General features: G+C 52.7%; 11 protein-coding genes. 7 read left to right on the top strand and 4 right to left on the bottom strand.

All coding sequences use genetic code 11. The annotated features are described in order from the left end of the window. The first annotated feature begins 116 nt into the window (after window positions 1–116). A complete protein-coding gene (locus tag NYE26_RS12940) occupies window positions 117–2,177 on the top strand; it encodes a methyl-accepting chemotaxis protein (RefSeq protein ID WP_339256309.1) in 2,061 nt (686 codons plus the stop codon). Between the two features lie 81 nt (window positions 2,178–2,258). Here NYE26_RS12940 and NYE26_RS12935 read toward each other — a convergent pair whose 3' ends face one another. After that, entirely contained in the window at window positions 2,259–3,527 is a 1,269-nt protein-coding gene (locus NYE26_RS12935; RefSeq protein WP_339256307.1) for a hypothetical protein, read from the bottom strand. 205 nt (window positions 3,528–3,732) lie between these two features. Here NYE26_RS12935 and NYE26_RS12930 point away from each other — a divergent pair, with 205 nt between their 5' ends. After that, entirely contained in the window at window positions 3,733–4,632 is a 900-nt protein-coding gene (locus NYE26_RS12930; RefSeq protein ID WP_339256306.1) for a hypothetical protein, read from the top strand. A gap of 117 nt (window positions 4,633–4,749) precedes the next feature. Here NYE26_RS12930 and NYE26_RS12925 read toward each other — a convergent pair whose 3' ends face one another. From NYE26_RS12925 to NYE26_RS12915, 3 genes are all read right to left on the bottom strand, one after another. After that, window positions 4,750–4,992, bottom strand: coding sequence for a hypothetical protein (locus NYE26_RS12925; RefSeq protein ID WP_339256304.1), 243 nt, complete (start codon window positions 4,990–4,992; stop codon window positions 4,750–4,752). A gap of 311 nt (window positions 4,993–5,303) precedes the next feature. After that, complete coding sequence (locus NYE26_RS12920) at window positions 5,304–6,689, bottom strand: ATP-binding protein (protein ID WP_339256302.1); 1,386 nt, start codon at window positions 6,687–6,689, stop codon at window positions 5,304–5,306. Further along, window positions 6,679–7,356, bottom strand: coding sequence for a response regulator transcription factor (locus tag NYE26_RS12915; protein ID WP_339256300.1), 678 nt, complete (start codon window positions 7,354–7,356; stop codon window positions 6,679–6,681). Before NYE26_RS12915 ends, NYE26_RS12920 begins: the two co-directional genes overlap by 11 nt. A 185-nt stretch (window positions 7,357–7,541) precedes the next feature. Here NYE26_RS12915 and NYE26_RS12910 point away from each other — a divergent pair, with 185 nt between their 5' ends. The 5 genes from NYE26_RS12910 (at window position 7,542) to NYE26_RS12890 (ending at window position 14,844) form a co-directional block, all read left to right on the top strand. Further along, complete coding sequence (locus NYE26_RS12910; RefSeq protein WP_339256298.1) at window positions 7,542–8,423, top strand: hypothetical protein; 882 nt, start codon at window positions 7,542–7,544, stop codon at window positions 8,421–8,423. A gap of 221 nt (window positions 8,424–8,644) precedes the next feature. Next, the gene (locus NYE26_RS12905; protein WP_339257463.1) at window positions 8,645–10,198 is read left to right on the top strand and encodes a response regulator; all 1,554 of its coding nucleotides are present in this window, start codon (window positions 8,645–8,647) and stop codon (window positions 10,196–10,198) included. A gap of 18 nt (window positions 10,199–10,216) precedes the next feature. Continuing rightward, complete coding sequence (locus tag NYE26_RS12900) at window positions 10,217–11,959, top strand: sensor histidine kinase (RefSeq protein ID WP_339256296.1); 1,743 nt, start codon at window positions 10,217–10,219, stop codon at window positions 11,957–11,959. 119 nt (window positions 11,960–12,078) lie between these two features. Further along, a complete protein-coding gene (locus tag NYE26_RS12895) occupies window positions 12,079–13,758 on the top strand; it encodes an ABC transporter substrate-binding protein (RefSeq protein WP_339256294.1) in 1,680 nt (559 codons plus the stop codon). Window positions 13,759–13,902: 144 nt separating this feature from the next. Next, window positions 13,903–14,844: an ABC transporter permease subunit gene (locus NYE26_RS12890; protein ID WP_235191993.1), complete on the top strand. Its 942-nt coding sequence runs from the start codon at window positions 13,903–13,905 to the stop codon at window positions 14,842–14,844. The last annotated feature ends 9 nt before the right edge of the window (window positions 14,845–14,853 follow it).

The following is a 14,853-nucleotide window of genomic DNA, read 5'->3' as shown; positions in this document are numbered from 1 at the left end:
CTTTTCCCAGCCGGTTTTTTCTGTGAAATAACATCCTTCACTCTACAAGAATATCCGCCATATTCCGACATATTATTTAAGAGCTTTCGCTCTAATACATATCCGGGAGATGACCTATGTCACAGCTAATTCAAAAACGGCCAGTCCGTTCAACCAGCATCGCCAACACATTGGCCATTGTGCTGCTAGTCATTATTCTTGTCGTCTTCTCGATCCTGGGTACCTTCTTCTATTCCAGCACCCGAAGCATTCTAGTAAGCCAGCAAGAGTCGATGCTGATGACCAAAACGCAGGGAATTGTCAGCCAGTTCGATGCTCTGTTCAAGGAGAAAGGCTCACTGGTCAAACAAATGTCCACCAACTCGATTTTCCAAAAATATATTGAGAGCACTACAGCAGATCAAATCACCACTTCCCCCCACGCCGCAGAAGCACTCGCCACACTGGCGGACATTGTAAAGTCTGAGCCCTCCTTCGCCGATGCCTGGGTGGCCGGGTTATCCGGGAAGGGATATTTCCTCCAAAATGACGGTCTGACCTCTAAATCGGACTTTGATATCCGCGCCCGCCCCTACTTCAAGCCTGTATCCGAATCCAAGGGTCTCTACTATTCTGAACCTTACGCCGACGTCATTAGCGGCAAAATGCTGATGGGCATTTTCTATCCGATTCTGAATGAGAGCAGCCAAATGATCGGCTTCATTGCCGCAGATATTGCCTTCGATGACATCCCGCAGATCATGCAGAGCTACTCCTTGGGAAGCACCGGGTTCTCCATTCTGGCTACCCGCTCTGGCGATATTCTCTACCACCCGGATGAAGCCAAGGTACTGAAGGAGAAAATTACAGAGAGTCCGGGCGATCTAGGCGCCATCGGTAAAAAAATGATTAACGGCGAATCCGGCGTATCGCTCATTGATGATAATGGCAACCCCCGTTATATCGGCTATGCCACCAGCAAGGATACCGGATGGTCTGTAGGCTTAACCATTACCCGGCAAGAGGCGCTTAGCGAGCTGACGTCCTTCACCCGGACGACCATCACCGGTTTTGCTGTTGCCGCTTTGGTCCTGGTGTTCATCTGTTATCTCACACTGCGCTACCTGTTACGCTCCATTCCAAAACTGCTGGCCGCTATCCAACGGATTGCAGACGGAGACCTGACGGTTCAGCTCAATGATGCCTCTCGCAATGAAATCGGACAGATTGCTCATGGCATTGCGGGCATGGTCCAGAAGATTCAGGGCATGATTCAGGTGATCCATAATACGACTCAGGTGCTGACCCAATCCTCCCAGAACCTGCAAGCCATCTCTACCAAAACCGCGATAACCATGAACGAAACGGCTACGGCCATTAATGAAATTGCGAATGCTACCAACTACCAGTCCGCTGAATCCGAGAGCATTCTCCACAAAACCGGTGCATTATCGGATCAAATTGACGAAATCACCAGTGATGCCCAGACTGTTGGAACCATGGTACAGACCTCAGCAGAGCTCAGCAGTTCCGGTCTTGACTTGGTGGAGCAACTCTCCAAAGCTGCAGAAGACAATCACCGATCTACACAAGCGATGTCATCGCTCATTGAGGATATTGATCTGAGCCGTCATGAGATTTCGGGTATCGTAGGCACAGTGAATCAAATAGCGACACAGACCAATCTGCTCGCCCTTAATGCTTCCATTGAAGCGGCACGGGCAGGTGAACATGGCAGAGGCTTCGCGGTGGTGGCTGGTGAGGTGCGTAAGCTTGCCGAGCAAACAGCCCGGGCTACTGAAGAAATCTACAAGAAGGTCAGCGCCATTGAGGAAAAAACAAGCCTATCCGTAGAACACACTACTCATGGCCTTACGATTGCGGAGGAGAATGCCATATCTGTCGAGAATGCGAAGCAGGTCTTCTTCAGCTTGAACAGTGACCTGGAGGAGCTGAAGGTACGGATGCTGCAGATCAGCAATAACACCTCGATTGTCCACAAGCACAAGGATGAGATTCTGCAGGCGATTGAGGTCATATCTTCGACGACCGAGGAGAATTCTGCCTCCACTGAAGAGGTAAGTGCCAATACACAGGAGCAGCTCGGCAGTATTGAGCAGGTAGCTGAACTGTCCAGAGAGCTGAGCGAAATCTCACAGAGGCTGGAGGAAGAACTGCGGCAGTTCAAGCTGGAGTAACGGGGTATGCAAAAAGATCGCCAAGAAAGAGATTCACTTGGCGATCTTTTTGTCATGCGGAGGTCTAAGCCTGGTTCGGTGCTATTTTAACATGTACTTGGTAATCGTCTTAGGCGCATAGCTCCTCGTGATGTACAGCTCCCCGCCTCCCGCATAAATGTAATTATGCCCGGTTTCGTAGTCGTGCCAGCTTGTGGAGAGATGATATTTGATCTGCAGGTTCGCCGGGTCCAGCACATAGAAATCCTCCTTGGCAATATCCCCCTCAAAGGTCTCAGGATCAACGACAGCCGGACGCTCCTGCCATTGGTACTGCTTCTCGACCGTAATCTCGCCCGATGGTGTTATCCGGCAGTACCATTCGCGGTCCCCGGCTTCACCGATCTGCTGCTTGCCGAGTAATTGGTTGTCTTTGCTGTACAATTTGTAGACGTTGTCGCTCTGGATCAGATAGTTGTTGCCGGTCGTATCGATCCGATCCATCTTGTTCACAGGACGCACCCACTTCTTGGTGCCGTTAGCGTCATAGCCGAATAACAGCCAGGTATCGCTACTTCTCATCTTAATCAGGAACGAACCGCCGCGAAGCGGATACACCTGGAAATCAGGATATTTAACTGCTTTGGGAGCGGTGTAGGCAGCCAGCGGTTTCGTCAGAGCATCCAGACTCCGGTATACGCTGACTCTGTTTGTATCCAGCTCCTTATGTACCACATAGCCGTTCGGCAGCACATCAATCACCCCTGAGGCCCATTTGCCGGTCAGCTTAAGCTTGCGTACCTGCTTCCCGTCCTGACTGTACTCGGTAATACCACGAGAAGCTACATTGCCGCTAACCAAGGTTCGAATCACAATATTTCCGTTATCCAACACCACCGGCGAGTAGGACCCAGTTATGGTTTTGGTCCATTTCCGTTTGCCGTTCGGATCAACTACGGTAAGATCATAGGGTTTGCCGCCCCACATTTTATAGAAATAGCTGTAGCCGTTACTGGCAGAATAAAATCCATTAGCAGTAAACGGCTTGTCGTTGGCCATGTCCGAATAGTCATATACCCAGTTGGCAGAACCGTTAATGCGGTCAATGGATGCGTACAACATGCCCGAAGACTTCGTCTTGGAAGGGGCTACGGTTACGGTCTTGACCAGCGGAATGAACATCCGATTCTTACTCTGTAAGGTGTCTATAGTGCCCCAGAAGGTAATGCCATCCGGCAGCGTATAGCTCCATTCCGGCTTCGGGAGCTGTTCCATGACTTTTGCCGCCGATGAGCGTCCAGGAAGCAGTACCTGTGCCGCCAGTAATAGCGCAAAGCCTGCGGTGAAAAATTTCAATCGTTTTGAATTCATAACTCCTATCCCTCTTTTACTATGTATTAATGTTCCAACCTGAATTATTATATGACCACCCAGACAATAAGGACAGGTTATAAATGGATGCTATCTAACCGGTGTGTCCGGCCGCATTCCCGGCGCATTTGCCAGTACCCGGGGCTGTCCATTACAATGACAGTAATCAGGCTGACAATGCCTATTCCCGGGAGGAGAGTATGACATGGTAGCATGGGACCGTGCCGCATGGGGGCAATTAACGGTTGAAGAGAAAAGGCACGCGATGCAGGGAGTGCTTAAGCAGCTGCCCGCTGGCTTCAAGTGGCTGCGGTTAGAGAGGTTCGAACGTTACGGCCAGTCCATAGAAACGGGTGTCTTCGTATATGAGGGCAGTGAATACGTGTACGTGCCGGGCGACACGGTGACCCTGGGCCGCTCAGAGGTACATATGTATGCAGAGATGTCTCCCGTCCGCGAAGCTGTGATCGGGCCATTGCTCGTGCAGCGCCAGCCTGCTTCGGCAGGCTGGTACGAATGTCCGCTGGACCGGCTGGACCCGGAAGAAGATGAGGATGTGCTCGAAGCTATCGAAGAGTTCCGCCAGGGGCCGCATACCAGCTATGAATATTCCCAGTATTTCCGGCTGGAACGGGACGGTGACCGGGTTGTTGTGTACTTGTTCGATAACAGCGAATCGTTCGAAGAATGGTGCGAGTCGGAGCTGCCGGAGGGCTTCACCCTGCCGACTGAGGACGAATGGGAGTATCTGTACGGCGTAGGTGCATCAACACTGTTCCCGTGGGGTGACGAGATTGATACGTCCATGCGGCTCAGGCATGTGTCCGGTTCAGGGCAGGCTAATGCTGAGGACCCGTACCCGCTGGAGCTGCCGAATGGGTTCGGGCTATGCTTCCCCGGCGATCCTTACAAGAAGGAGCTGGTCCTCACACCGGACGGTATCACCGGCAAAGGCGGCGACGGCGGCTGCAATCTGCACGGCGGCCAAGGTGTTGCCCTCGGGTATCTCCCAACCGCGACCGCTTTCCGCGATCCTTATGAGAGCGAGCTTACATGGGAGGATCTGCTGGATTGCCTGGTGTACCGGCGGGTTGTTAGGTTGTAGGATTACGAACATTAGTATAAGACATCCAAAAGCCGCCCTTCCTTCGCATCAAGCGAAGCCGGGCGGCTTTTTCCATTGTAATATTATTTAGTGAGACAGCTTCATAGGCTATCGGTTTCACACACCCTGCGATACAAGCTCTCTCTGGGCTGAAGCTGTTGAAGCTGCTCCTTCTGTGTCCGAATCCGGGCTCTTATCCAGTTCTTCCACACGTGCCACATTCAATTCCTGCTCGTTCTGATGAAGCTCTTTGACCATATTCCTGTAGATATGGGCTTCTTGACGATCCAGTCCGTCACGATTCTCTTTCATGATCCAGGTTTCCACGGTTCGCTTGAGAATTTCGCCTTTTCGTTCCAACAGTTTCGTATAAGTCAACGTTTCTTCATTCCCTTCCTGAAGCTAGAGTTCATACGCCAGGGTGAAGCTCTGATGTCACATCCGGCGTAACGTCTACTATTATACGGGAAAGACCCGGCTCACCCAATGCGGAGCATCCGGACTTACATCGGGTGAGCTGCGCTCAGCGTAGAAGAGGCTGACTCAGCAGGCAGGTTCGCAGATGTTCGGACAGATGCTCCCATATACGGCAAGATAGAAGCAGAATTCGCCTACAAGTCAATATGTGTTCGGTTTTCCGCATACATTCTGTTCGTGCCCTTACTACCGCTTCAGCTCCGCAGCTCCACACGGAACACGCTGCCTCCCCCGGGGCAGTTCTCAGCCATTATGCTGCCGCCAAGCGTGTCTACCAGCTCCTTGGCAATGGCAAGCCCCAGCCCGTGGCCCCCGGCCTCCCGCGAACGCGACTGGTCAGGGCGGTAGAAGCGCTCGAAGATCCGGCTCAGGTCTTCCGCAGGAATACCCATGCCTGTATCCTGCACCTCCAGCGCCAGCCACGTGCTGCTGTTCTTCTGAATGAGCGCAGCCCGCAGAATGACGCGGCCGCCTGCGGGTGTGAACTTGATGGCATTCTCCAGCAGAATGACCATGAGCTGCACCAGCTTCTCCTGATCCTGCTTCACCGGAAGCTCCGCCGGAGCTTCGAGGGTAAGCCGGATCTGCTTCGCTTCGGCCAGCACGCCCAGGCCGGAGAGCGTAAGGGCCAGGACCGGCGCAAGGTCGAAGCGCCGGAGGACCTGCTCCAGCAGCCCGGCATCACTGCGGGCCAGCAGGAGCAGGTCACGGGTCAGCGCGGTCATCCGCTGGACCTCCGAATACATCCCGTCCACCACATGACGGGTGAACGCCTGTTCATTGATGCTGTCCTCCAGCTTCAGCGTCTCGATGGAGGACAGCATCACGCTCAGCGGCGTGCGGAGCTCATGCGAGGCGTCCGCCGCGAAGTGCTTCTGCCGGTCATACGCCTCGCGGACCGGCACCATCGCCTGCCGCGACATCACCCGGCTGAAGACGGCGGCCAGCAGGATGAATACCGCTGCGATGGCGGCCAATACGCCGAGAAGCCAGCGGAATAACTGCTGCTGGAAGGTAACATCTTTACCGGCATACAGGATGCCCGCAGGCTGCCCCTTATGCTCGAAGACCCGGCTGCCGAGCAGATAAGCAGCCTGCGGGCTGTCCTTGGGATCATTCCCCTTATGCAGCAGGCCTGGCCCCTGCTCCAGCTCCACTATCGCAAGTCCCTCCGCTGTCTTGGCCGCCCCGGAATCTGCCAGCTTCAGCACTTGCTCCTTCAGTCCCGGCTGAATCTCGCCGCTGCCCAGCAGACCGCCCTCCGTATTCAAGATCACGTAGAATGACTGATCCGCACTGAGTGTAAATTCCTGATTCCCCGGCCCATGATCCCTCCCTTGCAGCAGTTCATCGAACATAGGTCCTTGCAGCTGCTTCACCTCGGCATCCAGCAGAGAATGAAGCCGCTCCTTCTGGTTATTCCAGATCAGAAGATGCAGAAGCAGATAGATGATAAGGAAGGACAATAGCAGAAATACGCTCATCACCGCACTGTACCGCCAGGTAAGGCGCTTTTGGGTGCGTGCGAACAAGTCATTGCCGGAGCGGCTGGCCCCGGAACGAAAAACATTAAATTTCAAAGCTATACCCCACTCCCCGGATGCTGTGAATGTGCTGCTGTTCTCCGTCCAAGAGTGCCAGCTTCTTACGGAGCAGCTTGACCGTGGCATCGATGGTCTTGAGCGTAACCTCAGATTCCATCCCCCAGATCCGGTCCAGGATCACCTCGCGGGCAAGCACCGTGCCCTGGTTCTTCAGGAGCAGATCCAGGAGCTGATACTCTCTGGGCGTAAGCTGAACCTCCTGCATCCCTGCCGCAATCCGGTGGCTGTTCCGGTCCAGCACCAGCTCTCCGATCCGGCATGTGTCATTCTCCAGCGGGAGGAAGGTCCGTCGGCCCAAGGCCCGGAGCCGGGCCAGCAATTCGTCTATTTCGAACGGCTTCACCAGATAATCATCCGCTCCCGCATCAAGACCGCGAATCCTGTCCTCCAGCGAATCTCTTGCCGTCAGTATCAGGATAGCCCCAAGATAGCCATCCTGACGCAGCTGACGGCACACCTCCCGGCCATCCCGCTCCGGCAGCATCCAGTCCAGCACCAGCACATCATAGCCGGAGACACTGGCGAGATCATACGCCTCATCCCCGGAAGTGACCCATTCAACGGTGTATGCCGCTTTCTTCTTAATCATATGTACGATCAGTTCACCCAGCCGGGTATCATCTTCCGCGAGCAAGATCTTCATGGGGTCCTCCCCTCCCTCTCATCAGGTGCTTGTGTCCTGTACATTTGTCAATATATCAAGATACCACATTCCAGTGAAAATCTGGTGAAAACAATGCAGTTGCCCTTTCTCCGTATTTTCACACTGGGAGTATAGAGTAAGTGGCACGCCATACATTACCCCTAGCGGGAAAGGATGATTCTACGATGACTTCACCACGTAATCTATTCACTCCAAAAGCAAGCAAGCTGCTTGCAGGCACCTTGACGGCAGCACTCATCCTAAGTACTGGCGGGCTGAGCGCCTTCGCTGCCTCTTCCCCATCGGCTACTAGCGTTTCGAGTCCAGCTCCGCTGCTTCCGGCTCCTGAAGCTGGCCTTCCGCCTGCCGGTACAGAGCCGCTAAGCCCGCCAGCCGGAGCACCCGGCGGCCCCGGCTTAGGCGGTCCCGGTCTCGGCGGCATCGAGACCAGCGACCTGCTGGCCACGCTTGGCCTGTCGGCCAGCGGGCTGCGCACAGCGCTTGAATCGGGAAGCTCGCTTAGCGCAATTGCCAAGCAGCAGAACGTGGACTCTCAGAAGCTGCTCCAGCTCACCGCAAATGCAATAGAGGCCAGACTCAGCCAGGAATATAAGGATGGACGTATCACCGAGAGCGTGTATAAGAGCCGCCTCAGTGAAGTCTCCAAGCGTGCGGCGTCCCTGCTGAACCAGACCCGGCCGAAGCCGCCGGTGCCCGGTTCAGCACCGGCAGATACGGCTGAATTACCGCCGCTCGGGCCTGGGCTGGAAAGTCTTGACCGCTCGGAACTCGCCGGACTGCTGGGAATCAGCACCAGCCAGCTTGCCTCCGGTCTCGGCAGCGGACAATCCCTTGCCGAACTGGCAGGCACAAGCGGAACCAGTACGCAGAAGCTGATGGATCTGGTCGCCGCTGCCCTCACCCAGGATTTGAAGGAACGCCTGGCCAGAGGAGACCTGTGGGCGGATGATTATTCAGCTGAACTGGCGAATGTACAGACCCGGGCTGCTGATCTGGTACAGCATGTGCATCCCCAGCCCCCGCATCTCCGGCAGAATGACAAATAAGTCCGGAGATTAAGCGGAAAATACAATACCGGAGAGCCTGTGTCTAACGATGCAGGCTCTTCGTGTTGAAAGGATTTTCCAGCAGGTGCTAGAATAAAAAGTCGTTTCCACTCGAATTCTGTCAGGGAATTAGCTTATAATGATCACACTGCGACTTGACCGAGGATGGAACAAGACCAAGCAATCCAGAATAACCCCAAGGAGGAAGTCCATTGTATAAGGTGCTGATTGTAGATGATGAAGTTTTTGTGCGGAAGGGCTTGATCCGGATTCTGAGCGAATGCTCGCCGCAATTCGAGATTTGCGGTGAAGCCGAGAACGGGGAGCAAGCGCTTACCCTGATTGAACAATTGAACCCGGAGCTGGTGATTGCCGATATCCGTATGCCCGTGCTGGACGGGCTGGGACTGATCAAGAAAGTGAAGACGGAGCTTGTGCAGGAGCCGATTTTTATTATTTTGAGCGGATATGCCGACTTCTCCTATGCCCAGCAAGCCTTCCGGTACAATGTGTCGGATTATATCCTCAAGCCGGTTGACGAACAGGAGCTTACGGTTGCGCTTGGCAAAATCGCCCATATGCTGAACAAAAAGCAGCTCCTCTCCATCACCCGGGAGAAGCCCTTGGTCGAGACGGTCATCGAAAGCCTGCTGCAGACGCAGCCCGATGATCAGGTCATGGGACGGATCGCCTATGCGCTGGAGCTGCCTCTCACCTCTTCCTATACGTACCTCATCGCAGAAATGCAGGATCAGCTTCCTGCCGGAGAAGTCGATTATCTGCCTGCCCTGAAGAACTCTCTGCTGCGTTATTTCCGCCAAGAGGCTCAGACTCTGCTTCTTCATGTACGCACGAACAATCAATACGGGATGATCTTGCCCGGCCAGTGGGTGGATGAACCCCATCCTTCCCCGTGGGGAGGCTACCGTACGATGCTGGATACACTGGAACGGGAGCTTGAAACAAGCATCGCTTTGTTCGTTGGCCGGAAGGTAAGCCATCTCAATCAGATTGTAGCCTCCGGGGCCAGTGCGGAGCAATGCCTCCAGTACCGTTTTGCCGCCGGCTTCGAGGGCATTTATATGGCGGACGAGCTGCTGGAGCTGCCCTTATACTATTTCGATATCGATGAAGGATTGCACAGCAAGCTGATTTACGAGGTCGAAGCCAATGACAACAAGGGTTACAGCTCAACTGTGGATGCTATTTTCACCATGTTCCAGGAGCGCCACTTCGCCCCCGGGGCGGTGACGAACACGATCCGGCGCAGCATGATTGCCATCATCAACATTATCCGGCAGCTTGAAGGTGACGAGAACGCACTGCAATGGATGACCGAGCTGCTCAACTGGCCGCTGAAATACCGTAATTTGAAGCAGCTGAAGCAGGTATTCCAGCAGTTTATCGCCGAAGCCGCAGAATATATCGCAGAGAAGCGCGGCGGCAAGAGCGAAGGCAATATTGAAAAAATCAAAAAATACATCGACGGGCATTACCGTGAAAATATCTACCTCAAGGGTATTGCCGCCGATTTCGATATGAATCCGGTCTATCTTGGACAGTTATTCCGCAAAACCTACGGTGTGTATTTCAATGAATACCTGCTGACCCTGCGGATTGAGGAGGCCAAGCGCCTGCTGCGGCAGACCAAGAAACGGATGTACGAAATCGCGGAGCTGGTCGGCTTCCAGAATGCGGATTATTTTGCCACCCAGTTTGAAAAGCTTGAGAATATGACGCCGACTGATTATCGCAATATGATGATTGGGCAGTAAATAAGGAGGCTCCCTGCCGTGTTCAACTTCCGTCTGAATCATATGAAGCTTAGAAGCAAGCTGATTGTCATCTACATTGTATGCGTGTTCATTCCGATCATCCTGACCAATGTAATGTTCTATCAGGTGACCACCGCCAATATCAAGAATCAGAAGACCGCAGATGCCGAGCAGGCGATGAATCTGCTGCAGGCTGAGCTGAGGACCGTAATTGAAGATGCAGCAGGCATATCCTACCTCTACTCCATTGACCGGCAGCTGATCCAGCATCTGAATACCACCTATGCTTCAACGGACCGCTATGTGGAGTCGCTGAACGCCATATCGAATCTGTTCAACCGGACTGACAAAGAGAACAAGGTGCTGAGCTCCTCGGTGATTATGACCGACAATCCAACCGTTCTGGCCTCAGCCCATATCATTAAGCTGGAGGACAGTATGCGCCAGCAGGACTGGTATAAAGAGATCAGCCAATTCAGCAACACACACCCCCATCTCTATGTGACGCCCGACAGCATCAGCGTGATCCAGCGGCTCACTGACCGCAGGCTGGAGACGTATGAGCATGTCCTGAAAATTGACCTGAACATGAACTATATCCGGCAGATTCTGGATCTTTCCAGCTTCAGCGGTGATTTCTATATTCTCGACCCGTCGGGCCAGGCCCGCTTCGGCCGTCTCTCCAGCGGTCAGCCCAGCGGGCTGATTACTGCGGCGCACACCCTGACCCCAACTGAGATTCCCAAGCCAAAGCAGGCGATTGTGATCGACAAGACTTACCAGAATAACCGTTACCTAAGCGGCTGGTCGATTTACGGCGTCCTGGATGAGACCCTTATTTTGTCAGATGTCAGACAATCCGGGCAATTTATCCTGTGGTTTGCCGGCATTAACTTCCTGGTTCCCACCATTGTAATTATGATCATGTCCCGTTCTATCCACACGCGTATTAAGAACATTCTGAAGCATATGAAGTCTGTAAAAGACAAAAATTTCGGACTGATCCCCTACCACCTGGAGCGGGATGAGATCGGTGAGCTTACCGTCGAGTTCAACCGGATGAGTAAACGTATTGAGAACCTGATCAATGATGTATATGTTGCAGAAATACAGAAGAAGGAGCTTGAGCTGCGGCAGCGGCAGGCTCAGCTGCATGCGCTGCACAGCCAGATCAACCCTCACTTCCTGTTCAATGCGCTGGAGACGATCCGGATGCGCAGTATGATGAAGGGCGAGACCCAGACGGCCCGGACGATTCAGAACATGGCGAAGATTTTCCGCAAATCAATCATGTGGAAGAGCAGCTTCGTTACGATCCGCGAGGAGCTTGAATTAATCGAGAGCTTCCTGGAGATTCAGAAATACCGCTTCGACAACAAGCTTGAATATCACATCGAGGTGGACCAGTCGCTGCTGAGCATTGAAATTCCGAAGATGGCCTTCCTTCCGTATGTGGAGAACGCCAGTATTCACGGGATTGAGAATATAGCGGGCATCGGGTATATCAACATCCAGATCGCCCAGGAGAACGGGCAGATTGTCTTCGTCATTGCAGATAACGGCGTGGGCATGGACCAGGCGAAAATCAGTGAGCTTATGCATTACCTGGAGGATGAGTCTGCCATGGGTGATTCAATCGGGATGAAGAATGTAATCACCCGGCTGAGGATCACCTACGGGGAATCGTTCACCTTCTCCATCACGAGCGAGCCCGGAGCGGGAACCCGCATTTTGCTGCGTCTGCCTCTGGAGAACAAATAAATATAGGGTATACCTTAATTATTCAAAGACTGATCTAAGGTTTGCCCTGTAACAAAGTTAAACGCTTTCTTTTATAATGAGGTTGTTCAATAGCACAAAGTAAAGAAAGGGGATATGAAATGCGTACAAAGAAATGGTTGCAAACCGGACTGGCTGCTGTTATGGCTTCAGCCCTCCTCATTGCCGGCTGCTCGGGCGGTAACAACGGGAACAAGAACAGTTCCAGCGGCAACGACGGCGAGGTAAGCACTGAGCCGGTAACGTTCACTTACTTCGGCTTCGGGGCCAACAAGGATACCATGGCCAGTGATACTACCATCGGTAAGAAGCTTCAGGAACAGACAGGTGTAGACTGGAAAATGGAATACGTAGTTGGCGATGGAAGCACCAAGTCCGGGGTTATGATTGCCGGAGGCGACTATCCGGATGTCATCTCTCCAGTCGGCGAGCTGGCCAAGCTGCTCGATGCCGGTGCATACATTCCGCTCAATGATCTGATTGAGAAGTATGGCCCTAATATCAAGCGTGTCTACGGCGATTATATGAACAAGATCACCAATGAAGACGGCAACATCTATATCCTTCCCTTCACTGCAAATGTAAACGGATACTTGTCACCCCCGGACCCTAGCAGCACCTTCTGGATGCAGAGACGCGTCCTTAAGGAGTTCGGTTACCCGGAAGTGAAAACGCTTGACCAGTACTTTGACCTGATTGAGAAATACCAGGCCAAGTACCCTAAGGTGGATGGTAAAGACACCATCGGCTTCGCCACCTTCGCCGGTACAGCCGGTGAATTCTTCACCATCACCAACCAGCCAATGCATCTGGCCGGTTATCCGAATGAAGGCGGCGTCCTGGTGGACATGGAGTCTCATGAAGCCAAGCTGTATCAGGGAACCGAAGATGAGAAGCGCTGGCTGGCCAAATTGAACGAAATGAACGGTAAGGGTCTGGTTGACCCAGAGACGTTCACAGCGAACAAAGACCAGTATCTGGCGAAGCTGACCTCCGGCCGTGTGCTCGGATATGTCAACTATTCCTGGCAAATCAACGACGCCACTAACAACCTGAGATCCGCTGGCAATGACGACCTGCGTTACGTTGCCCTTCCTATCGTATTTGACGAAGGCATTAAAGACGCTTATGTTGATCCTCCGTCCTTCGTGAACAACCGCGGGCTGGGCATCTCTGTCAGCGCGAAGGATCCGGTCCGCATCATCAAGTATTTCGACAACCTGCTGACCGACGAGAACCAGAAGCTTGTAGAGTGGGGCATTGAAGGCGAAACTTACACTAAGAACGCTGAAGGCCGTATGGTGATGAGCGAAGAACAGCTGACAAACCGCAACGACAATGATTTCAAACGTAAATTCGGCTTCGCTTATTTCGATTATGAATGGCCGCGTTATGGCGACAACTCCGTTTATGATGACGGCAACGCCCACGTTCCGTTCAACCAGCCGGAAGTTGCAGCTATCAACTACACAGAAGGCGACAAAACACTGCTGAAGGCATACAACCTGAAGACCTTCTCCGACTTCTATGCCGAGCCGGTAGAGCGTCCATGGTACCCTGCTTGGAGTATTGAGAAAGAACCGGGCTCCCCTGAGCAGCTCTTCAGCCAGAGAGCCGGCGATTTGCAGCAGAAGTACTATCCTCGTATGGTGCTTGCTGCCCCTGGCCAATTTGAAAAGGTCTGGAGTGAATACCTGGCCGAATACAACAAGCTCGATGCTAAGGGCTACGAAGAATTCATGACTAACAAGATCAAGGACCGCATCGACGGCAAATGGTAAGCGTCCGCTTCCCAGATGCAGCATGATGAACCGGGAAAAGTGAAGCTCGCCTTCACTTTTCCCTTCTACACTTACACTTGTTAGCAAATAGAGAATATGGAGCTTGGAAAGGGGACGGTACAGGTGGGAAAAACCGCTGTGCAGTTGGCAAAATCGAATAATACCGGCACTTCGCGCTTCAAAACCTTTTTTAAAGAGCTATCTAAACAGAAAATGCTGATGCTGATGTCATTGCCCTTTCTGTTATGGGTGATTGTATTCAAATACCTCCCCCTATGGGGATGGACGATTGCTTTCCAGAAATTCAAGCCAGCCAAGGATCTGTTCGACCAGAAGTGGGTCGGCTGGGACAATTTCAAGTTCCTGTTCCAGGAACAGCAGTTCTATCGCGTACTTCGTAATACTCTGGTTATGAGCTCTATTAACCTGGTACTGGGTTTTGTAACGGCTATTGTTCTGGCCCTTCTGCTTAATGAGCTGCGCAATGTATTCTTCAAACGCACCGTTCAGACGATCAGTTACCTGCCCTACTTCATTTCCTGGGTCGTAGCGGCCAATATTGTACAAATGGCACTGGCACCGGAAGGGATCATCAATGTGCTGCTGGTCAAAATGCAGCTTATTGATCATCCAATTCTGTGGCTGGGCGAAGGCAAGTATTTCTGGGGAATACTCGGGGTTACGGAAGTCTGGAAGAATGTCGGCTGGAATACTATCATCTATCTGGCAGCCATCACCTCCATCGACCCTTCTCAATATGAAGCGGCTGAGATTGACGGGGCATCCCGTCTACAAAGAATGTTCTATATTACCCTGCCGGGTATTAAGCCGGTTATCGTACTGATTCTGATTATGAATCTGGGCCATATTCTGGAGTCCGGCTTCGAGGCGCAGTACCTGTTAGGTAACGGGATGAACCTCGACTATTCGGAGAATCTGGATATCTTCGTACTGAAGTACGGGATGCAGATGAATAACTTCGGGCTAGCCACCGCAGCAGGTATGTTCAAAACGCTGGTCAGCTTCATCTTCTTGATCGCAGCCAATAATATCGCCAAGCGTATGGGCGAAAGCAGATTGTACTAGAAAGGAGGA

It is taken from the genome of Paenibacillus sp. FSL P2-0136 (assembly GCF_037975325.1).
In the GTDB taxonomy this organism is placed as follows: Bacteria; Bacillota; Bacilli; order Paenibacillales; family Paenibacillaceae; genus Paenibacillus_AQ; species Paenibacillus_AQ silagei.
This window is presented reverse-complemented; position numbering and strand designations above follow the sequence as displayed.

Excerpts from the sequence above, each read along its gene's own strand:
- NYE26_RS12930 (WP_339256306.1), top strand. The coding sequence starts at position 3,733 with ATGGTAGCATGGGACCGTGCCGCATGGGGGCAATTAACGGTTGAAGAG.
- NYE26_RS12935 (WP_339256307.1), bottom strand. The coding sequence starts at position 3,527 with ATGAATTCAAAACGATTGAAATTTTTCACCGCAGGCTTTGCGCTATTA.
- NYE26_RS12910 (WP_339256298.1), top strand. The coding sequence starts at position 7,542 with ATGACTTCACCACGTAATCTATTCACTCCAAAAGCAAGCAAGCTGCTT.
- NYE26_RS12895 (WP_339256294.1), top strand. The coding sequence starts at position 12,079 with ATGCGTACAAAGAAATGGTTGCAAACCGGACTGGCTGCTGTTATGGCT.
- NYE26_RS12940 (WP_339256309.1), top strand. The coding sequence starts at position 117 with ATGTCACAGCTAATTCAAAAACGGCCAGTCCGTTCAACCAGCATCGCC.
- NYE26_RS12915 (WP_339256300.1), bottom strand. The coding sequence starts at position 7,356 with ATGAAGATCTTGCTCGCGGAAGATGATACCCGGCTGGGTGAACTGATC.